The organism is Streptomyces sp. CA-111067 (genome assembly GCF_050956065.1).
In the GTDB taxonomy this organism is placed as follows: Bacteria; Actinomycetota; Actinomycetes; order Streptomycetales; family Streptomycetaceae; genus Actinacidiphila.
Map to the genome: position 1 here is coordinate 1,722,425 of NZ_CP192103.1, position 20,469 is coordinate 1,742,893.

Here is a 20,469-nt window from a genome sequence, read left to right on the forward strand (position 1 = left end):
GCCAGTGCGCACCTTTCATAGAAGCGGTTTCATGGAAGCGGAGAGGGGGGAATGGGGACGCCCCCACAGTCAGCGTAAACGGGGAGCCCCCGGGATTTCTTCCGACGGCGACATCCCGACCTTATAGCACGCACATTCGATTTCCGGCCACGCGCCGCCAACCTCACCCGATCGTGTGACGCGCGGCTAGGCTTGGCGTCATGGCGTACAGCGGACAAGTGACGGTCGGCGGCACCCCCGACGTGCACGAACTCGAAGACCTGATCATCACCAAGGCCGCGGTCGGCCCGATGAACAACAACGCGTACCTGCTGCGCTGCCGCGCCACCGGCGAGCAGCTGCTGATCGACGCGGCGGCCGAGCCGGAGACGCTGCTTGAGGTGGTGGGCGCGGACGGCCTGGCCTCCGTCGTCACCACCCACCGGCACGGCGACCACTGGCAGGCGCTGAGCGCGGTGGTGGCCGCGACCGGCGCACGCACCTACGCGGGACGTCACGACGCCGAGGGCATCCCGGTGCGCACCGACGTGCCGGTGGAGGACGGCGACACCATCCAGGTGGGCCGGGTGGCCCTCACCGCCCGCCACCTGGTCGGCCACACCCCCGGCAGCATCGTGCTGACCTACGACGACCCGCACGGCCACCCCCACACGTTCACCGGAGACTGCCTCTTCCCCGGTGGCGTGGGAAACACCTTCAAGGACCCGGCGGCCTTCGACTCGCTGCTGCACGACGTCACCACGAAACTCTTCGACGCCCTCCCGGACGAGACGTGGATCTACCCCGGCCACGGCAACGACACCACCCTCGGCACGGAGCGCCCCCACCTCGCGGAGTGGCGCGCCCGCGGCTGGTAGCCTCCGGGCCCGGTGGCACGGCGGCTCAGGCCCGGCGGGTCAGGTCCATGACCCAGTTGGTCAGCCAGGTGCTGCCGCCGTCCACCGAGAACGCCTGCTCCCAGCGGGCCGCGCCGGCGGTGATGCCCGACCAGACGAAGCGCACACCGACCGGCTTGCCCTCGTAGCTGTCCTCGCCGGAGAACTCGCCACGGCCGCCGGCGAACCGGCCGGTGACCGGCGGGAAGAGCGTGCCGGTGGTCTTGCTGGCCCAGTACAGCGACCACAGCTCGCGCTCCGGGTCGTAGAGCCGGATCGTCAGCCCGGCCGTGCCCTTGGTGGGAAAGTCGATCTCGTCGAAGTTCGCCGCACCCCCGAAGTGCCGCGAAGCCCGGCTGGTCCCGGGAAACTCCTCCCACCCGCTGTCCCCGTCGAGAAAGTCGAGCAGGCGGCGGTTGGCGACGTCCCAGTCACCGGTGAGGAAGTCGAAGTCGTTCACGCGCGGTCTCCAGTCGTGCCGTCGGGAAGGGTGTCGGCCAGGTAGGCGGGGAGGTCGGGGGTGGTGGGGGTCAGGATGTGGCGGGTCCAGGCGTCGCGTTCGTGGAGGATCGGGGGGAGCTCGTACACGCAGCCGATCAGCGGCGAGTCCAGCCGGACGAAGTTGGTCGGGTCCTGGTCGGGGCAGCCGAGGAAGGGCTGGCCGGCTGCCGCGCCGGCGAACGAGAGCGCGTTGTCCCAGGCCCAGATGTACGCGTTGAGGTAGGCCCCGTCGTCCGCTCCCCTGTGGAGGACGACGAAACCGGCCGGCGGCGTGCCGTCGGGCTCCGGGAGCAGTACCGGCAGCATCTCGTACGCCGCCTTCTCGACCGCGGGTTCGATGCCGGACGGGTCGGCGGTCACGTGGTAACGCTTGACGCTCCGGCCTGCCACTTCGAGTGGCGGCAGGGCGAACAGAAGCTTCTCGGCAAAGGGCATGGGTGGACCGTACGGCCGGTTCGCTGACACCCTGTGTCAGTGAAGTCCAGCCGACTGCTGTCCATCCTGCTGCTGCTCCAGACCCGGGGCCGGATGACCGCCGCCCAGCTCGCCGCCGAGCTGGAGGTGTCCGCGCGGACCGTCTACCGGGACGTGGAGTCGCTGCACACCGCCGGCATCCCGCTCTACGGCGACGCCGGCCACCGCGGCGGGTACCAGTTGCTCGACGGGTACCGCACCCGCCTCACCGGGCTGAACGCGGGCGAGGCGGAGGCGCTGTTCCTGGCCGGGGTGCCGGGGCCGGCCGCCGAGCTGGGGCTCGGCGGGGCGCTGGCCACCGCGCAGCTGAAGCTGAGCGCGGCGCTGCCGGCCGAGCTGCGGGCGCAGGCCGACCGGATGCGGTCCCGGTTCCACCTGGACGCGCCCGGCTGGTTCGCGGCCGACGACGAGGTGCCGCTGCTGCCGCAGGTCGCGGACGCGGTCTGGCACAGCCGGGTGCTCGACGTGCGGTACCGGCGCTGGAAGGCGCCGACCGACGTGGACCGCCGCCTGGAGCCGTACGGCCTGGTGCTGAAAGCCGGCCGCTGGTACGCCGTCGCCCGGCCGGTGCCCGCGGACGCGGCCCCGGCGGATCAGGACCCGCTGTCGGAGGTCAGGACCTACCGGGTGGACCAGATCCTCGAACTCAGCGTCAGCGGCGAGCTGTTCGAGCCGGCCGCCGGCTTCGACCTGGCCGGCTACTGGCAGGCCCACCAGGCCGACTTCCACCGCCGGCTGCACCGGCACCAGGCCGAGATCCGGCTCGCCCCGGAAGCCCTGCACCGGCTGACCGGCGTCGCCGCCCGCGCGCTGGCCGAGACCGGCACCACCGGCCCCGACGGCCGGCTGCACGGCGTCGTCCCCGTCGAGTCCGCCGACCAGGCGCTGGGCATGTTCCTGGGGCTGGGTACGGACGTCGAGGTCGTCGGACCGCCCGAGCTGCGCGCCCGGCTCGCCGAGACCGCCCGCGCGGTGGCCGCGACCCACACCCCGTGACGCGTAGCGCCGTAGCGCCGTACTGCCGCCGTCAGTGCGCGAAGACCGTACTGGCCAGCGCCACATGCACGGCGGTGCCGCCGAGGATCGACAGCAGGACGTTCCGCCGCCACAGGTGCAGCCCCACCGTGCAGGCCAGCGCCAGGCCGGTCGGCCAGGCCGCGTCCGGCACCCGCGGGCTGAAGCCGCGCAGCGTGTAGACGGTGAGAATCACCATCACCCCCACCGGCATCGCCGCGTTCAGATAGGCGGTCAGCGGGCTGGAGCGCAGCGGCGCCAGCACGGCGAAGGGCAGCGCGCGCAGGCCCCAGGTGACGGCGACGGCGACGCCGACCGCGGCGATCAGGTAACCGGTGTCAGGCATCGGCGGCCTTCTTCCTGGCGAGGGTGTGCCGGGCCGTCAGCCCGGCGGTGAACAGCAGGAACGCGACCGGCAGCATCTCCCCCGGCACCGCGAACCTGGCGAGCAGCGCGCAGCCGAGCGCCATCACGGGCGTCGGCAGGTCGCGGCGGGCCCGGAACGCGTCGATGGCCAGCACGGTGAACAGCGCGGTGACCGCGAAGTCCAGGCCGGTGACGGCGGCGGGGATGACCGAGCCGAGCAGCGCCCCGGTCGTCGCGCCGCCCGCCCAGTACAGGTGGACGAACACTTGCAGCCACAGGATCCGACCACGGGAGTACGACTGCGCGTCGGCGCCGGCGGTGACGGCGTACGCCTCGTCGGTGAGGGCGAAGGTGCTGTACGCCTTCGCCAGCCGGCCGTGCACCCGGTGCAGCGGAAAAGACAGGGCGTAGAAGACGTGCCTGAAGTTGACGAGGAAGGCGGTCAGCGCGATCGAGGCGAGCGGCGCACCCGCGAGTACCAGGCCGAGGAAGAGGAACTCCAGCGAGCCGGCGTAGATGAAGCCGGAGAAGACACTCGCCCACCACCAGGCGAGGCCGGAGTGCACGACCAGCACGCCGAACGCCACGCCCATCGGGTACGCCCCGAGCCCGACCGACCCGGTGTCCTTCAGCGCGAGCGCGGGCCCCGACCACCGTCCGGCCGGCGGCGCGGGGTCCACGGAGGCCACGGGGGCGGTGGGGGCGGTGGGGGCGGCAGAGGCGACGGGCGGAGGGCCGGTGCGGTGCTCGGCCTGCGGGGTGACCATGTGAGTAATTCTAGGAAGAATTCCGGCTTATATGGTTTCGAAATATGACCCTAGAATTGACCTATGGGCAATGAACGCGCACTCGATCAGATCGACCGCGACATTTTGTTTCAGCTTCAGCAGGACGGCCGGCTGACCAACGTCGAACTGGCCAAGCGGGTCGGTCTGACCCCGCCGCCCTGCCTGCGCCGGGTCAAGCGGCTGGAGGAGGCCGGGATCATCACCGGCTACCGGGCCAGGATCAACCCGGAGGCGGCCGGCCGGGGCCTGGAGGTGATCGTCTCCATCGAGGTCTCGGTCAGCGACCTGAAGACACTGGAGGGCCTGGAGCGGGCCATCGCCGGCTACGAGGAGGTGGTCGAGTTCCGCCGGATGTTCGGCGCGCCCGACTACTACCTGCGGGTGCTGGTCGCCGACTACACGGCCTACGAGGCGTTCCAGACCGGGAAGATCATCGGCATCCCCGGTGTCGCCCGGGTGATCTCGCAGCCGACGATGAAGAAGCTCAAGGTCACCGACTGAACGGGGACGCCGGTCAACGGGGGCGCCGGCGCGGCTGGGTGCGGCTAGGTGCGGCGCCGCATCCGTTCGCCGACCTCGCCCTGGTCGGTCTCCCACCAGGGCCGGGTCATCTCGGGCACGGCGGCGGCCGCCGGAGCCGCCTCGGCCGCAGCGGGGACAGCCACGGGGCTCACCGCCGGAGCCGCCGGCACCGGGATCGCGGCGGGCTCGGCGAGGGCCGCCTCACGGTCCAGCCGGGCGTCCAGCTCAACGGTCTTCTCGCGCTCCGAGCGCCACCACTCGACGAACACCAGGATCAGGAACGGCAGCCCGACCAGCTCGGCCAGCACCACCATCAGGCCGCCGCCGAGCATCTGGTCCCGCCGCACGCTCGGCCCCCAGGCGCGCGGGTGGCCGGTGTACCAGTGGCCGGCCACCAGAGTGCCGCTGGTCATCACCACGATGCCGGGCACGGAGTCGAAGAGGCCGTCGAAGAAGACCAGCGCCGCCCGGATCGGGTAGCTGCACCAGCGCGGCAGCAGCTCCTGGCGGCTGAGCATGGGCAGCACGAACAGGCAGCCGGTGAGCAGCAGTTGCAGGTGCATGAGCTGCCGCACGGCGTCGTTGCCGAGCGCGGTGCTGAAGTACGGCGTGAAGTAGATCGTCAGCTCCGAGACCAGCACCAGCACCGAACTGACCAGCGGATACGTCAGCAGCCTGACCGGCCGGGAGAGGAACGCGCGGCGCAGCCTGCTGTCGGGGGCGGCGAGCGCGAGCGGGTCGCCGAGGGCCAGGCCGAGCGGGGCGAACAGGTCGAGCAGGATGTTCTGCACGGCGGCCGGCCAGAACAGCACCCGGTCGTAGACGGCCAGCGAGGACATGGTGGCGATCACCAGCGTGCCCAGGCCCATCCCGTAGAACGCGGCCGCCCGCCACAGCGGCCAGCCCTCCCCCGCGCGCCGCCTGCGCCGTACGCCGGCCGCGTAGCAGACGCCCAGCAGGACGACGAAGGCGAGCGCCACCGTGTCGAGCTGCCAGGCGTCCAGGAACCGGGAGCCGGTGAGTTCTGGCAGTGATGTCACTGCCGGGGCCGCCGCCGGGGTGCTGGCCACATCCGCGCCTTTCCGCATGACCGTCCGTTACGTGGCCACGGTAGACCTCGGCGGGACGCGCTCCGCGCGCAGGTGCCCGGCGGGCCTGCCGCGGGCCCGCCGGGCGTGGTGTGACGTGCTGCGGCCTGGGGTGCCGCGGTCAGACGTCGGCGGTGGCCTTGGCCTCCTCGCGCGCCTCCTGCTCGGCCTGCCGCCGCGAGGCGATCAGACTGGTGACGGTGGTGACGGCCAGCACCGCCACGATGACGCCGAGCGAGACCGGGATCGAGATCTCGGGTACGTGCACCCCCGCCTCGTGCAGCGCGTGCAGCACCAGCTTCACGCCGATGAAGCCGAGGATCACCGACAGGCCGTACGACAGGTGCACCAGCTTCTTCAGCAGGCCGCCGATCAGGAAGTACAGCTGGCGCAGGCCCATCAGCGCGAAGGCGTTGGCGGTGAAGACGATGTACGGGTCCTGGGTGAGGCCGAAGATCGCCGGGATGGAGTCGAGCGCGAAGAGCACGTCGGTGGTGCCGATGGCGAGCATCACCACGAGCATCGGCGTCATCAGCCGCTTGCCGTTCTCGGTGATGAACAGCGCGGTGCCGTGGTACTGGTCGGTGGACGGCACCCGCTTCTCGACCATCTTCAGTACCCGGTTCTCCTCGAACTCCTCCTCGTCGCCGTCGTCCGCGCGGGCCTCCTTGATCAGCTTCCAGGCGGTCCAGATCAGGAACGCGCCGAAGATGAAGAAGACCCAGGAGAAGCTGGCGATGATGGTGGCGCCGGCGGCGATGAACACCGCGCGCAGGACCAGCGCTATCAACACGCCCACCAGCAGGACGCGCTGCTGGTACTGGGACGGCACCGCGAACTTCGCCATGATCAGCACGAAGACGAAGAGGTTGTCCACGCTGAGCGACTTCTCGGTGATGTACCCGGCGAAGAACTCGCCCGCCGGCTCACCGCCGGCGAAGAACAGCAGGCCGAGGCCGAAGAGTCCGGCCAGTACCACCCAGACCACGGTCCAGATCCCGGCCTCGCGGATCGTGACGTCGTGCGGATTGCGGCCGATCAGGAAGTCGGCACCGATCAGGGCGCCCAGACCGGCGATGGTGAGCGCCCAGAGGGCGAGAGACACGTCCACTGCTGCTCCTCCGGCAGATCATCTGTACGGATGTCCGGAAATGACCCTCCGGACAAAGAACGGTACAGGAATAACCAAGGAAGAGTAAAGCTAAACCCAAGAATGCAGGTCAGAGGCTTGGTCGAGGCTTTACGTTCCGAACGCGGGACGGGCCGCGGCCACCTGGCGCAGTACCTGGGTGAGCACCTGGCTGCCGACCGGCACCATCGACGGTTCATACGTCCAGGCGTGGCCCACCCAGGGGTCGGCGAGGTGGTCGCTGGGCAGCGGGGTCAGCCGCAGCAGCGAGCGCCACAGGGGGTCGAGCACCGGGCCGTACGCGGACGCGTCCTCCCGGTCGGCCACCAGCAGCAGGTGGACGCCCGCGGCCGGCCCCTCGTCGGCGAGGTAGCGCAGCTGGGTGACGGCACGGTCGTCGAAGCCGTACGGGAACTCGTTGACGATCAGCAACTGCTCGGCGGTGTCGAAGCCGGGCGGCAGCGCGTCGGGGGCGCCCCCGCGGTGGGCCATGTGCAGCAGGTCGACCCGCTCGGTGAGCCGGGTCAGCACCTCGCCGACCTTGCCCCTGCCGCCCTCGGCGAGCACCCCGCCCGCCGCGGCGAGCGGCGCGAGCGCGGTGGCGCCGGAACCGGCCGGATCCAGCGCGTGCACGGCGAAGCCGCCCACCGGGAAGGAGGCGAGCAGCCGGGCGGCGATGGCCACGGCGGTGTCCATCGCCGGGCCGCGGTCCTCGGCGGAGTCGATCCACAGACCGCGTTCGAGCGGCATCCTGACCAGCAGCGGGATCCGGATCTCGGGCACCTCGGGCAGCGAGAGGCTGCCGAGCCGGACGGCGAGCGGCGGCTTGTCCGGCACCCGGTAGCCGTGCCACACCGGGTTCTCCCAGCCCGCGAACGGGGCCGGCAGCGCCGGCTCCACCACCTCGGACTCGGCGGCCAGCTGGGCGAGGTCGCGCTCCAGCACCGCGCGGGCCTGGTCGACCAGCTCGATCTGCCGGTACTCGGCCTGCTCGCGGGCGGCGTCGGCGGCGGGGCCGCCGCGGGTGCGGGGGTCGGCGAGCAGCCGGTCGAGCTCCTGGTCGAGCCGGGACTCGGCGAAGTCGACGGCGCTGCGGTAGGCGGCGACGGAACGGGTCAGGTCCTCGAACATCCCCCAGACCTGGTTGTACAGCCGCTCCTCCATCGACCAGCCGGCCGCGTCGCCGGCCACCGGGACCGGGGGCCGGTCCGGCGCGGGGCCCTGCGCGGGCGGCGGTCCGGCAGGCGGCGAGGCCGCCGGTCCGCCGGCCCCGGCGGGCGCGGCCGCGCCACGGCGCCGCGGATGCCGGTAGTCCACCGGCCCGCTGCCGCCGCCGGCGGCCGCTCCGGACGCCGAGTCCGTGCCGCGGGCGGCGGGCTCCGCATCGGGAGTGCCCGGCCGGGCGGACGGGACGGGGCCGGGCCGGTCGTACGGGGCGGAGGCCGACTGAGGAACCGCCGCCGCGGCTCCCGGTCCGTCGGGCCGGGGGGACGGGGCGGGGCCGGAGCCGTCGGAGGGGGCGGGAGGTGGGGGGCGCATGGCGGTGTCGGGCAGTGCGGAGTGGCGGGTGGCGGTGGTCGGCGGGGCGACTGTGCGGGCCAGCTCGCGGTCGGCGGCGGCGTGGATCTCGGCGGCGACCCGCTCGGGCGACGGGACGCCCTGGTCGAGCAGCAGCGCGGGCAGCCCGCCCTGGTAGCCCTGGCCGACCGCGCGGACCTTCCAGGAGCCCTGCCGCCGGTACAGCTCGACGGCCAGCAGCGCGGTCTCCGCGCCGAGGCCGGTGATGGTGAAGCCCGCTATCGCCGTGCCGTCGGTGGTGGTCACCGCGAGGTGCGGGGCGGGGGCGGCGCCGAAGTCCGCGGGCGCGCCGGGGCGGCCCGCGGCGCCGGGCAGCGCCAGCAGCACGTGCACCCGGTGTGCCTCCGGCGGCATCGCGCCGAGGTCCACCGCGAGCCGGTGCTCGGCCGCGGCCTGCCGTGGCAGTTCGATCCCGGCGAGGTTCGGCGCGCCGGGGTGGGCGAGCCAGCCCGGCTCACCCACCCGTCCCTGCTCGTCCCCCAGGGTGACCGCGGCCACCACCGGAGTGCCCGCCGACACCCGGATCTCCAGCCGGTTGCCGGGCAGCGGATGATTCTGCCCCCGGACCAGTTCGGCTGTCATGTCCGCCGCCCCCTGTTCCCGTCTTCTTGTGTCAGTGCTGCCCCGGCCCGCGGCCGGGGCTGGTGCTCAGAGTGCGGGCAGGATCGCCGGGATCAGGTCCTGGAACGTCCGGCCGTTGGCGGGCGTGCCGATCGCCGTCATCGACCAGCCGCCCTGGCCGCGCTGCACCTTGCACATGATCTGCGCGGTGTACGCGCCGCCGCCGGTCAGCGTGTAGCGGGCCAGCTCCTGTCCGTTGGTCTCGTCCACCAGGCGGCAGAACGCGTTCTGCACCTCGGCGAAGGTCTGGCCGGTGAAGGAGTTCACCGTGAAGACGATCTGGTCGACGTGCACCGGGACGCGCTGCAGGTCCACCAGGATGGACTCGTCGTCGCCGCCCTGCCCCGCGCCGCCGACAAGGTTGTCGCCGGTGTGCCGCACCGAGCCGTCATCGCTGGTGAGGTGGCGGAAGAACACCACGTCAACGGGCTGCTTGTCGGCGAAGAGCACCGCCGACGCATCCAGGTCGATCTCCCGGGTGCGGCTGCCGAACAGCCCGCGGCGCGGTGCCGCCTGCCAGCCAAGTCCCATCCTGACCGCTGACAGAGATCCCCCGTCGGCCTTGCTCAGGCTGATCTTCTGGCCTTTGGTCATGTTGACCGTCACGCGCTGTCCCCTCTCACCCGTCACCATGTGTGCGGTTGTCTCGCACCCTAACAAGACGCCGCGACAAGGTATCCCGGTTCGTCACCGTGTGATTTTCCGGCCGGATCAGGCCACGCCCCCCTCCCGCATCTGCCGCAACTCCTTCTTGAGGTCCTTCAGTTCGTCCCGCAGCCGGGCGGCGACCTCGAACTGGAGCTCGGCGGCGGCGGCGTGCATCTGATCGGTGAGCTGGGCGATCAGATCGGCCAGCTCCTCGGCGGGCACCGTGGCCTCGCCGCGCTTGCCCGCGCCCTTGGCCGACAGGCCCGGCACCGGCGCCTTGCCGCGCGAGCGCTGCCGGCCGGAGCCGAGCAGCTCCTCGGTGTCGGCGTCCTCCCGGGCGAAGGAGTCGAGGATGCCGGCGATCTTCTTGCGCAACGGCTGCGGGTCGATGCCGCGCTCGGTGTTGTAGGCGATCTGCTTCTCGCGGCGGCGGTTGGTCTCGTCGATCGCCTTCTCCATCGCCGGGGTGATCCGGTCCGCGTACATGTGGACCTGGCCCGACACGTTACGGGCGGCACGGCCGATGGTCTGGATCAGCGAGGTGCCCGAGCGCAGGAAGCCCTCCTTGTCCGCGTCCAGGATCGCCACCAGCGACACCTCGGGCAGGTCGAGGCCCTCACGCAGCAGGTTGATGCCGACCAGCACGTCGTACTCGCCGGCCCGCAGCTCCCGCAGCAGCTCGACCCGGCGCAGGGTGTCGATGTCGCTGTGCAGGTAGCGGACCTGGATGCCCAGCTCCAGCAGGTAGTCGGTGAGGTCCTCCGACATCTTCTTGGTCAGGGTGGTGACCAGCACCCGTTCGTTCTTCTCGGTGCGCAGCCGGATCTCGTGCACCAGGTCGTCGATCTGGCCCTCGGTGGGCTTGACCACCACCTCGGGGTCGATCAGGCCGGTCGGGCGGATGATCTGCTCCACCACGCCGTTGCCGCGGGACAGCTCGTAGTTGCCGGGGGTCGCGGACAGGTAGACCGTCTGCCCGACCCGCTTCAGGAACTCCTCCCACTTCAGCGGGCGGTTGTCCAGCGCGGACGGCAGCCGGAAGCCGTGGTCGACCAGGGTGCGCTTGCGGGACGCGTCGCCCTCGTACATCGCGCCGATCTGCGGCACGGTGACATGCGACTCGTCGATGACCAGCAGGAAGTCCTCGGGGAAGTAGTCGATCAGGGTGTCGGGCGCGGTGCCGCTGCTGCGGCCGTCGATGTGCATCGAGTAGTTCTCGATGCCGGAGCAGGTGCCGATCTGCCGCATCATCTCGACGTCGTAGGTGGTGCGCATCCGCAGCCGCTGGGCCTCCAGCAGCTTGCCCTGCTTGTCCAGCTGGGCGAGCCGGGTCTCCAGCTCCTCCTCGATCCCGGCGATGGCCCGTTCCATCCGCTCGGGGCCCGCCACGTAGTGGCTGGCGGGGAAGACGTAGATCTGCCGGTCCTCGGTGATCACCTCGCCGGTCAGCGGGTGCAGGGTGTACAGCGCCTCGATCTCGTCGCCGAACATCTCCACCCGGACGGCCAGCTGCTCGTAGACCGGGAAGATCTCGATGGTGTCGCCGCGCACCCGGAAGGTGCCGCGGGTGAACGCCACGTCGTTGCGGGTGTACTGGATGTCCACGAACTTGCGCAGCAGGGCGTCGCGGTCGATGACGTCGCCCACGTTGAGCCGCACCATGCGGTCGATGTACTCCTGCGGGGTGCCGAGGCCGTAGATGCACGACACCGAGGCGACCACGATGACATCGCGCCTGGTCAGCAGCGAGTTGGTGGCGGAGTGCCGGAGCCGCTCCACCTCCTCGTTGATGGAGGAGTCCTTCTCGATGAAGGTGTCGGTCTGCGGGACGTACGCCTCGGGCTGGTAGTAGTCGTAGTACGAGACGAAGTACTCGACCGCGTTGTTCGGCAGCAGCTCGCGGAACTCGTTGGCGAGCTGCGCCGCGAGCGTCTTGTTCGGCGCCATCACCAGGGTCGGACGCTGCAGCCGCTCGATCATCCAGGCGGTGGTGGCGGACTTGCCCGTACCGGTGGCACCGAGCAGGACGACGTCCTGCTCGCCGGCCTGGATCCGGCGCTCCAGGTCGTCGATGGCAGTGGGCTGGTCTCCGCTGGGCTGGTAGGGGCTGACGACCTCGAAGGGCGCCACGGTGCGTTCGATGTCTGATACGGGCCGCATGGAACCACCGTACGACCCGGCACTGACAATCGTCCGGCGCCGGCCTCGCGGGGCCCGGCCGGAGCCCTGAGAACAGGTCACGGCGGCCGGGCAGACCAACCGGAAGACAGCCCAGCAGGGCGTCAGTCAGACCCCGAGCCACGACCACCGCGACCTGAGTACCAGCATCAATGTCAGACCCCCCGATTACGCTCGCCCACGTGACGAACGCTTACTGGACTGTCCTGGACACCCCGATCGGTCCGCTGCTGGTGGCGGGCACCGACCAGGGGCTGGTTCTCGTCGGCTTCCGCGCCGAGGAGGCGGTGGCCGCCCGCGCCCTGGAGTCGATGGGCCGGCGGCTCGGCTGCATACCGGAACGGGACCCGGCCGCACTGGCCCCGGTCACCGAGCAGCTGGAGGCGTACTTCGCGGGGACGCTGAAGGAGTTCACCCTCGACCTGGACTGGTCGCTGACCACCGGTTTCAACCGGCGGGTGCTGCGCGAGCTGGCGGCGGGCGTGCGGTACGGAGCGGTGGTCGGCTACCAGGACCTCGCGGACCGGGTGGGCGAGCCGGACGCGGCGCGGGCGGTCGGCTCCGCGATGGGCTCCAATCCGCTGCCGGTGGTGGTGCCCTGCCACCGGGTGATCGAGAGCGACGGCGGGATAGGCGGCTTCGGCGGCGGCCTGGAGATCAAGCGGCAGCTGCTGGCGCTTGAGGGAGTGCTGCCGGCCCCGCTGTTCTGAGACAAGCCCCGCAGGCGTGCCTGTCACGGGGGCAGACAAGCCTGCCGGGCTCCCTACGTTCCGGGCGCGCCGTCGCGGTGGCTACCGCGGCTACGGCGTCTCGAAGCGGGCGGCGGCCAGGTAGTCCGGGCGCGGTTCGAGCGCGGCGGCCAGCCGGAAGTGGCGCTGCGCCTCGTCGGCGCGGTTGGACCGCTCCAGCGTGCGGGCCAGCGCGAAGTGGGCGAACGCGTTGTCCGGCTCGCGCTCCAGCACGATCTGGAACTCCAGCTCGGCGGGGCGCAGTTGGGCCGCGGCGAAGAACGCGCGGGCGCGCAGCAGCCGGGCCGCGGTGTTCTCCGGGTGGGCCGCCACCACCGGGTCGAGCAGCTTCACCGCGCCGCGCGGGTCGCGCGCGGCAAGGAGCTGCTCTGCGGCGCGGTAGTCGATGACTAGAGTCTCGGGGCTCCGCTCGGGCACGTCCGCCTCCCTGACCTCGGGCACGGTGACGAGTGATCGTCTGGACAGACATACCCAACGCGGTGGGCGGCAACCGCATTCCCGGCACGTTCGGCGGGAACGGGCGGCACGGCGGCGTGCGCCCCGGTTCAGAGCCGGGCCCGCAGCCGCTCCCACACGGCCCGCACCTGCGGCTCCAGCGCGGCCAGCGGCCCGTCGTTGTCGATCACCAGGTCGGCGACGGCCAGCCGCTCGGCACGGGTGGCCTGGGCGGCCATCCGGGACCTGGCCTCGTCCTCGGCCATGCCGCGCTGCCGGACCAGGCGGTCCAGCTGGGTGGCGGGGTCGGCGTCTACGACGATCACCAGGTCGTAGAGGGGGGCGAGGCCGTTCTCGGTGAGGAGGGGTACGTCGTGGGCGACGATGTCGCCGGGGCCGGCCTGCTTCTGCAGCTCGGCGGACCTGGCGCCCACCAGGGGGTGGACGATCGCGTTGAGCGCCTTGCGCCGGTCTTCGTCGGCGAACACGATGCGGCCGAGCTTCGGGCGGTCGAGCGTGCCGTCCGCGGCGAGTACGTCGGGTCCGAACTCCGCGACGATCGCGGCGAGGCCGGCGGTGCCGGGTTCGACCACTTCCCGGGAGATCCGGTCGGAGTCCACGAGGATCGCCCCGTACGAGGCGAGCAGCCGGGCGACTTCGCTCTTCCCGGCGCCGATTCCGCCGGTGAGGCCGATCTTTAGCATGCTGCTCAGCTTACGGACTGCCGTCCGCCGAGCCACCGCCCCCAGCCCCCGGACCTCGCCCCCGGTGGGGGGCTTGTCGCGCAGTTCCCCGCGCCCCTGAAAAACCCCGGTCAGCCGGGAGCGCCCACGCGGCGGAGCCGCGCGGGCGCGGAAAGCGCAACCCCCGCGGCGGGGGCCGAGGGGCGCGGGGCCGGTCCCGCACGTCGTGCTGGCTCGGCCCGCACGGCGAGTGCCTAGCGGCCGTCGTCGTCGCGGTCAGCGAGGAAGCGTTCGAACTCGGCCGCCAGGTCGTCCGCCGACGGGAGGTCCATCGGCTCGGCGATCAGGCTTTCGCGGGTCTGGGCGCCGGCTACCGCGTCGTACTGGGTTTCCAGGCCGCGGACCACCGAGATGAGTTCGCCGTCGCCCTCGGCCACCTGCCGGTCGATCTCGACCCGAACGGTGTGCGCCTCGGCGCGCAGCGAGTGGGCCACGTCGGGGAGCACCAGGCCGGTCGCGGCGGTGACGGTCTCCAGGACGGCGAGTGCGGCGTCCGGGTACGGGGAGCGGGCCAGGTAGTGCGGCACGTGGGCGGCGACGCCCAGCACGTCACGGCCGGCCTCGGCGAGCCGCAGCTCGATCAGCGAGGCGGCGCTGCCGGGCACCTGCGCCTCGTCGAACCAGGCGCGGTGACCGGGCATCAGGTCCACCCGGTTGCCGTGCGGGGTGACGCCGACCGGGCGGGTGTGCGGGACGCCCATCGGGATGCCGTGGAAGTTGATGGCCAGCCGGACCCCGAGGCGCTCGATCACCTGGAGTACGGCCGTGCTGAAGCGTTCCCACTCCACGTCCGGCTCCGAGCCGGTGAGCAGCAGGAACGGGGTTCCGGTCGCGTCACGGACCAGGTAGAGGTCGATCTCCGGGGCGTCGTAGGACGTCCAGTGGTCGCGCTCGAAGGTCATCAGCGGGCGGCGGGCCCGGTAGTCGACCAGCCGGTCGGCGTCGAAGCGGGCGATCAGCTGGTTGTCGAGGCGGTCCAGCAGCTGCTGGCTGATCTGCTCGCCGACCTCGCCGGCGTCCATGAAGCCCTCGAAGTGGTACAGCAGTACGGGACCGGCGTCGCCGACCGCCTCGTCCACGGCCTCGGCCCCGCCCGGCACGTACTCGTACAGCCCTTGCGGATCCAGCACGATGATCGTCCTCCTCGCTCTCAGTGACATCAACGACCGTCCCGGTCCGACCATTCCCACCGCCTACGTTTTCCCCTCCGGGAGGCAGGGGGAATCGGGGCTCCGCCCCGGCAGGGGGTCCGGGGGCAAGCCCCGAGGGGGGTCCGGGGGCTTGCCCCCGGTAGCAACCAAAAGACCGCGGGCCCGGCGGCCTCCGTGAGGAGGGCGCCGGGCCCGCGGTACGTGGGGCTTGGCCTAGCGGCGAGCGTCTAGCTCTGGCCGCCCGCGAGCTTCTCGCGGAGCGCCGCCAGCGCCTCGTCCGAGGCCAGCGCGCCGGAGGTGTCGTCCGACTCCGAGGAGTAGGAGCCGCCGCCACCGGTGCTCGCACCGGGGGCGCCGCCGGCCGCGGGAGCCGCGGTGGCACCCTCGGCCGCCGCCTGCTCGTCGGCCTCGCGGGACTTGATGACCTGCGCCTGGTGCTGCTCGAAGCGGGTCTGGGCCGTGGCGTACTGGCCCTCCCACTCCTCGCGCTGCTTGTCGTACCCCTCGAGCCAGTCGTTGGTCTCGGGGTCGAAGCCCTCGGGGTAGATGTAGTTGCCCTGGTCGTCGTACGACGCGGCCATGCCGTACAGCGTCGGGTCGAACTCGACCGAGGCCGGGTCGGAGCCGAAGGACTCGTTCGCCTGCTTGAGCGACAGCGAGATCCGGCGGCGCTCCAGGTCGATGTCGATGACCTTGACGAAGATCTCGTCGTTGACCTGGACGACCTGCTCCGGGATCTCCACGTGGCGCTCGGCCAGCTCGGAGATGTGCACCAGGCCCTCGATGCCCTCGTCCACCCGGACGAACGCGCCGAACGGAACCAGCTTGGTGACCTTGCCGGGAACGACCTGCCCGATCTGGTGGGTGCGGGCGAACTGCTGCCACGGGTCTTCCTGGGTGGCCTTCAGCGACAGCGAGACGCGCTCGCGGTCCATGTCCACGTCCAGCACCTCGACCGTGACCTCCTGGCCGACCTCGACGACCTCGGAGGGGTGGTCGATGTGCTTCCAGGACAGCTCCGAGACGTGCACCAGACCGTCGACGCCGCCGAGGTCCACGAACGCACCGAAGTTGACGATGGAGGAGACGACGCCGGAGCGCACCTGGCCCTTCTGCAGGGTGGTGAGGAAGGTCTGGCGGACCTCGCTCTGGGTCTGCTCCAGCCAGGCACGGCGGGACAGCACCACGTTGTTGCGGTTCTTGTCCAGCTCGATGATCTTCGCCTCGAGCTCCTTGCCCACGTAGGGCTGGAGGTCGCGCACCCGGCGCATCTCGACGAGCGAGGCCGGCAGGAAGCCGCGGAGGCCGATGTCGAGGATGAGGCCGCCCTTGACGACCTCGATGACGGTACCGGTGACGATCCCGTCCTCTTCCTTGATCTTCTCGATCGTGCCCCAGGCGCGCTCGTACTGCGCCCGCTTCTTCGAGAGGATCAGCCGGCCTTCCTTGTCCTCCTTCTGGAGGACGAGGGCCTCGATCTCATCGCCCACGGCGACGACCTCGTTGGGGTCGACGTCGTGCTTGATGGACAGCTCGCGGGAGGGGATGACACCTTCGGTCTTGTAACCGATGTCGAGCAGGACCTCGTCCCGGTCGACCTTCACGATGACGCCATCCACGATGTCGCCGTCGTTGAAGTACTTGATCGTCTCATCGATCGCGGCGAGGAAGGCTTCCTCGTTGCCGATGTCGTTGACCGCCACCTGCGGTGTGGTGCGAGGGGCCTCGGTGCTGCTCGTCATTAGGGAAAGGACTCCGGTACGGACAGTAAGTCGTAGGTACTGCTACGCCGTGGGCCCTTTTCGCTCCTGCCGGGTTCCGGACAGCCGTTGGGCCGAGGGGTCTTCAACAAGTGGAGCGCAGCCTGCTATGTCTGAGGCGCGCAGGCTCGCAGCGCAACTTGTAGCATACGGGGGCAGCCGGGCACGGTCAATGCACGAAGAGCACACCAGGCGCGTAACGGACCGTACCGGCACAAGTCACCCGACCGCTGGTCACTTCAGAGAGTACGACGACTGCCGCGATGATCCAAGGACCAGAACCTGAAGCCACCCGGCGTAGTGCCGGGGTCACCGAGAGCAGCCGGGCCAATCGGGGCTGGTGGGACCGCAACGCGGACGACTACCAGGTCGAGCACGGCGAGTTCCTCGGCGACGACCGGTTCGTCTGGGGCCCGGAGGGCCTGGACGAGGCCGAGGCCGAACTGCTCGGCCCCGCCGCCGGGCTGAAGGACCTGTCGGTGCTGGAGATCGGCGCCGGGGCGGCGCAGTGCTCGCGCTGGCTGGCCGCGCGGGGCGCGCACCCGGTGGCGCTGGACCTGTCCCACCGGCAGCTCCAGCACGCGCGGCGGATCGCCGAGGAGATCGCCGACGAGCAGCGGGACTCCGAGAACGGGGACGGGCACGCGGCCGGCTCGGTGCCGCTGGTGCAGGCCGACGCGGGGTCGCTGCCGTTCGCCGACGGCTCGTTCGACCTGGTCTGCTCGGCGTACGGGGCGCTGCCGTTCATCGCCGACACCGCGCGGGTGCAGCGCGAGGTGCGCCGGGTGCTGCGGCCCGGCGGGCGGTGGGTCTTCTCGGTGACGCACCCGGTGCGCTGGGCCTTTCCCGACGAGCCGGGCCCCGAGGGGCTGACGGCGGTGTCCTCGTACTTCGACCGCACCCCGTACGTCGAGCAGGACGACCGGGGCCTGGCCGTCTACGTCGAGCACCACCGCACGCTGGGCGACCGGGTGCGGGAGATCGCCGCGGCCGGCCTGCGGCTGGTCGACCTCGTCGAGCCGGAGTGGCCGCGGTGGAACGACCAGGAGTGGGGCGGCTGGTCGCCGCTGCGCGGCCGGCTGCTGCCCGGCACGGCGATCTTCGTCTGCGCGGCGGAGTAGGTGCCGGCGGCGAAGGACCGGGGCAGGCCGGGCGAGCTGGTGATCCGCCCCGAGGGGCTGGCGCTGCCCGTCGCGGGCGTGGTGCCCGCGCTGCTCGACGCGCTCGGCGGCGACGGGTGCGCGGTGCTGGCCGCGCCGCCGGGCACGGGCAAGACCACGCTGGTGCCGCTGCTGCTGGCCGCCGCGTTCGACGGCCGGGTGCTGGTCGCCGAGCCGCGCCGGATGGCGGCGCGGGCGGCGGCCCGCCGGATGGCCTGGCTGCTCGGGGAGCCGGTCGGCGAGAGCGTCGGCTTCACCGTGCGCGGCGAGCGGAAGGTGTCGGCCCGCACCCGGGTGGAGGTGGTGACCACCGGGGTCCTGCTCCAGCGGTTGCAGCGCGACCCGGAACTGGCCGGGGTGGGCACCGTCCTGCTCGACGAGTGCCACGAGCGGCACCTGGACGCCGACACCGCGATGGCCTTCCTGCTGGACGTACGGGCCCTCCTGCGGCCGGAGTTGCGGCTGCTCGCGGCGTCCGCGACCACCGACACCGCCGCGTGGGCCCGGCTGCTCGGCGGCGGCCCGGACCGGCCGCCGGCGCCGGTGGTGGAGGCCGCGGGCGTCCTGCACCCGGTGGCCGTGGAGTGGGCGCCGCCGACCGTGCCGGTCAGGCCGCCGCACGGCATGCGGGTCGATCCGGCGCTGCTCGCGCATGTGGCGGCGGTGGTGCGGCGGGCCCTGCGGGAGCGGGAGGGCGACGTGCTGTGCTTCCTGCCGGGCACCGGGGAGATCGCCAGGGTGGCCGGGCTGCTGACCGGACTCGGCGTGGACGTCGTCCAGTTGCACGGTCGCGCGCCGGCCGCCGTGCAGGACGCGGCGCTCGCACCGGGCGAGCGGCGCCGGGTGCTGCTGGCCACCTCGGTCGCCGAGTCGAGCCTGACGGTGCCCGGGGTGCGGGTCGTGGTCGACTGCGGCCTGGCCCGCGAGCCGCGGATGGACCACGCGCGCGGGCTCGGGGCGCTGACGACGGTCCGGGTGTCCCGGGCCGCCGCCGAGCAGCGGGCCGGCCGGGCCGGGCGGGAGGCCCCCGGCACGGTCTACCGCTGCTGGACGCAGGCCGAGCACGGCCGCCTCGCGCGGCAGCCGGCCCCGGAGATCGCGCTCGCCGACCTCACCGCGTTCGCCTTGCAGGCGTCCTGCTGGGGCGAGCCGGAGGCCGCCGGGCTGGCGCTGCTCGACGCCCCGCCGCCGGGGGCGCTGGCCGCGGCCCGGGCGACGCTGCACGGCCTGGGCGCGGTCGATCAGGCGGGCCGCGCCACCGGCAGGGGCCGCCGGCTGTCGCTGATCGGCCTGCATCCGCGGCTGGCCCGCGCCCTGCTGGACGCGGCCCCGGCGCTGGGCGCCCGCCGCGCCGCCGAGATCACCGCCCTGCTGTCGGAGGAACTGCCGCACTCCTACGGCCCCGACCTCACCGCCGCCTGGCACACCGCGCGCCGTGCCGCCGACGGCTACGCGTCCCGCTGGCGCGCCGAGGCGTCCCGTCTGCGCGCGGCCCTGGACGCCGACGACACCGCCGCACGGCCCAGCCGGACGGGGGACGACACCGCCGCACGGCCCGGCCGAACAGGCGACGGCACCCCCGCACGGCCCAGCCGGACGGGCGACGACACCCCCGGACGGGCCGGCCGGGCGGGGGACGACGACGGACGGCCCAGCCGGACGGGCGACGACACCGCCGCACGGCCCGGCCGAACAGGGGACGACGCCGCCGCCGGGCTGGTCGCGGCGCTGGCGTTTCCCGAGCGGATCGGGCGGCGGCGCGGGGCCGGGGTGTATCTGATGGTCGGCGGGACGGCGGCCGAGGTCGGCGGCGGGATCGGTGAGGCGGAGTGGCTGGCGGTCGCCGTGGCCGACCGCGGAGTGGGCAAGGCGTCGGCGCGGGTACGGGTGGCCGCGGTGATCGACGAGGACATCGCCCGGCAGGCGGCCGGCGGAGTGCTGGAGCGCTACGAGGAGGTGCGCTGGCGGGACGGCGACGTGGTGGCCCGGCGGGTGGAGCGGCTGGGCGCCGTGGAGTTGACGGCGGCGCCGCTGCGCACCCCGGACCGCGCACTGCTGCGAGCGGCCCTGCTCGACGGCCTGCGGGCCGAGGGCACCGGGCTGCTGCGCTGGTCGCGGGAGGCCCGCGAGACCCGGGCGCGGATGGCGTTCGTGCACCGGGCGGTCGGCGAGCCGTGGCCCGACGTGTCGGAGGAGGCGCTGCTCGACCGCGCCGAGGAGTGGCTGGGCCCCGAACTCGCCACCGCCCGCCGCCGGTCGGACCTGGAGCGGATCGAGGCGGGCGGCGCGCTGCCCCGGCTGCTGCCGTGGTCCACCGGCCGGGCGGGCCGGTTCGGCGAGCTGGCCCCGGAGCGGATCGAGGTGCCCAGCGGCTCCCGGGTCCGGGTGGACTACAGCGGCGAGCAGCCCGTACTGGCGGTGAAACTCCAGGAGTTGTTCGGGCTGCGGGACACCCCGCTGATCGCCGGGGTGCCGGTGCTCTTCCATCTGCTGTCGCCGGCCGGGCGGCCCGCGGCGGTGACTGCGGACCTGGCCTCGTTCTGGCGCGAGGGCTACCGGGCGGTGCGCGCGGAGTTGCGCGGCCGGTACCCCAGGCACCCCTGGCCGGAGGACCCGACGACGGCCGCGCCGACCCGGCGCACCAACAACCCCCGGCGCCCTTAGCCGGGACGGCGCGCCGGGCGCCTCG

At 72.6% G+C, this 20,469-nt stretch carries 19 protein-coding genes; 6 read left to right on the forward strand and 13 right to left on the reverse strand.

Translation table 11 applies throughout. The features are described 5' to 3' along the window. Positions 1-200: 200 nt before the first annotated feature. Positions 201-857: an MBL fold metallo-hydrolase gene (locus ACQPW6_RS07535; RefSeq protein WP_433888756.1), complete on the forward strand. Its 657-nt coding sequence runs from the start codon at positions 201-203 to the stop codon at positions 855-857. Positions 858-882: 25 nt separating this feature from the next. On the opposite strand, the gene ACQPW6_RS07540 is transcribed toward ACQPW6_RS07535, so the two are convergent. Together ACQPW6_RS07540 and ACQPW6_RS07545 are read right to left on the reverse strand one after the other, a co-directional pair. Next, entirely contained in the window at positions 883-1,335 is a 453-nt protein-coding gene (locus ACQPW6_RS07540; RefSeq protein WP_433888757.1) for a hypothetical protein, read from the reverse strand. Further along, positions 1,332-1,811, reverse strand: coding sequence for a hypothetical protein (locus ACQPW6_RS07545; RefSeq protein ID WP_433888758.1), 480 nt, complete (start codon positions 1,809-1,811; stop codon positions 1,332-1,334). Before ACQPW6_RS07545 ends, ACQPW6_RS07540 begins: the two co-directional genes overlap by 4 nt. Positions 1,812-1,850: 39 nt before the next feature. Here ACQPW6_RS07545 and ACQPW6_RS07550 point away from each other — a divergent pair, with 39 nt between their 5' ends. Then, positions 1,851-2,846 carry a helix-turn-helix transcriptional regulator gene (locus ACQPW6_RS07550; protein ID WP_433888759.1) on the forward strand — a complete coding sequence of 332 codons (996 nt, stop codon included), beginning with the start codon at positions 1,851-1,853 and terminating at the stop codon, positions 2,844-2,846. 31 nt (positions 2,847-2,877) lie between these two features. Here the strand turns inward: ACQPW6_RS07550 and ACQPW6_RS07555 are convergent, their stop codons facing one another. Further along, entirely contained in the window at positions 2,878-3,210 is a 333-nt protein-coding gene (locus ACQPW6_RS07555) for a branched-chain amino acid transporter permease (protein WP_433888760.1), read from the reverse strand. Further along, positions 3,203-3,997, reverse strand: a complete 795-nt coding sequence (locus ACQPW6_RS07560) for an AzlC family ABC transporter permease (protein WP_433888761.1) — start codon at positions 3,995-3,997, stop codon at positions 3,203-3,205. The genes ACQPW6_RS07555 and ACQPW6_RS07560 overlap by 8 nt, the downstream gene beginning before the upstream one ends. A gap of 63 nt (positions 3,998-4,060) precedes the next feature. Between ACQPW6_RS07560 and ACQPW6_RS07565 the strand changes: the two genes are divergently transcribed. Further along, positions 4,061-4,519 carry an Lrp/AsnC family transcriptional regulator gene (locus ACQPW6_RS07565; RefSeq protein ID WP_433888762.1) on the forward strand — a complete coding sequence of 153 codons (459 nt, stop codon included), beginning with the start codon at positions 4,061-4,063 and terminating at the stop codon, positions 4,517-4,519. A gap of 44 nt (positions 4,520-4,563) precedes the next feature. Here the strand turns inward: ACQPW6_RS07565 and ACQPW6_RS07570 are convergent, their stop codons facing one another. From ACQPW6_RS07570 to uvrB, 5 genes are all read right to left on the reverse strand, one after another. After that, positions 4,564-5,628, reverse strand: coding sequence for a cytochrome c oxidase assembly protein (locus ACQPW6_RS07570; RefSeq protein WP_433888763.1), 1,065 nt, complete (start codon positions 5,626-5,628; stop codon positions 4,564-4,566). 121 nt (positions 5,629-5,749) lie between these two features. Further along, positions 5,750-6,739: a TerC family protein gene (locus ACQPW6_RS07575; protein WP_433888764.1), complete on the reverse strand. Its 990-nt coding sequence runs from the start codon at positions 6,737-6,739 to the stop codon at positions 5,750-5,752. A 129-nt stretch (positions 6,740-6,868) separates the two neighbouring features. Further along, entirely contained in the window at positions 6,869-8,917 is a 2,049-nt protein-coding gene (locus ACQPW6_RS07580; protein WP_433888765.1) for a TerD family protein, read from the reverse strand. A gap of 66 nt (positions 8,918-8,983) precedes the next feature. Next, positions 8,984-9,562: a TerD family protein gene (locus ACQPW6_RS07585; RefSeq protein WP_433888766.1), complete on the reverse strand. Its 579-nt coding sequence runs from the start codon at positions 9,560-9,562 to the stop codon at positions 8,984-8,986. Positions 9,563-9,667: 105 nt separating this feature from the next. Continuing rightward, positions 9,668-11,764 carry an excinuclease ABC subunit UvrB gene (gene uvrB, locus ACQPW6_RS07590; protein ID WP_433888767.1) on the reverse strand — a complete coding sequence of 699 codons (2,097 nt, stop codon included), beginning with the start codon at positions 11,762-11,764 and terminating at the stop codon, positions 9,668-9,670. 170 nt (positions 11,765-11,934) lie between these two features. Here uvrB and ACQPW6_RS07595 point away from each other — a divergent pair, with 170 nt between their 5' ends. Next, positions 11,935-12,492, forward strand: a complete 558-nt coding sequence (locus ACQPW6_RS07595; protein ID WP_433888768.1) for a methylated-DNA--[protein]-cysteine S-methyltransferase — start codon at positions 11,935-11,937, stop codon at positions 12,490-12,492. A gap of 90 nt (positions 12,493-12,582) precedes the next feature. Here ACQPW6_RS07595 and ACQPW6_RS07600 read toward each other — a convergent pair whose 3' ends face one another. The 4 genes from ACQPW6_RS07600 to rpsA form a co-directional block, all read right to left on the reverse strand. Beyond that, the gene (locus tag ACQPW6_RS07600) at positions 12,583-12,948 is read right to left on the reverse strand and encodes a tetratricopeptide repeat protein (protein WP_433888769.1); all 366 of its coding nucleotides are present in this window, start codon (positions 12,946-12,948) and stop codon (positions 12,583-12,585) included. Positions 12,949-13,076: 128 nt separating this feature from the next. Further along, positions 13,077-13,670 carry a dephospho-CoA kinase gene (gene coaE, locus ACQPW6_RS07605; RefSeq protein WP_433888770.1) on the reverse strand — a complete coding sequence of 198 codons (594 nt, stop codon included), beginning with the start codon at positions 13,668-13,670 and terminating at the stop codon, positions 13,077-13,079. 233 nt (positions 13,671-13,903) lie between these two features. Then, positions 13,904-14,839, reverse strand: a complete 936-nt coding sequence (locus tag ACQPW6_RS07610; RefSeq protein WP_433888771.1) for a PAC2 family protein — start codon at positions 14,837-14,839, stop codon at positions 13,904-13,906. A 248-nt stretch (positions 14,840-15,087) separates the two neighbouring features. Beyond that, positions 15,088-16,602, reverse strand: coding sequence for a 30S ribosomal protein S1 (gene rpsA, locus ACQPW6_RS07615; RefSeq protein ID WP_433888772.1), 1,515 nt, complete (start codon positions 16,600-16,602; stop codon positions 15,088-15,090). Between the two features lie 281 nt (positions 16,603-16,883). Between rpsA and ACQPW6_RS07620 the strand changes: the two genes are divergently transcribed. Together ACQPW6_RS07620 and ACQPW6_RS07625 are read left to right on the forward strand one after the other, a co-directional pair. Then, entirely contained in the window at positions 16,884-17,741 is an 858-nt protein-coding gene (locus tag ACQPW6_RS07620) for a class I SAM-dependent methyltransferase (RefSeq protein WP_433888773.1), read from the forward strand. Between the two features lie 39 nt (positions 17,742-17,780). Further along, a complete protein-coding gene (locus tag ACQPW6_RS07625) occupies positions 17,781-20,444 on the forward strand; it encodes an ATP-dependent RNA helicase (protein WP_433894457.1) in 2,664 nt (887 codons plus the stop codon). The last annotated feature ends 25 nt before the right edge of the window (positions 20,445-20,469 follow it).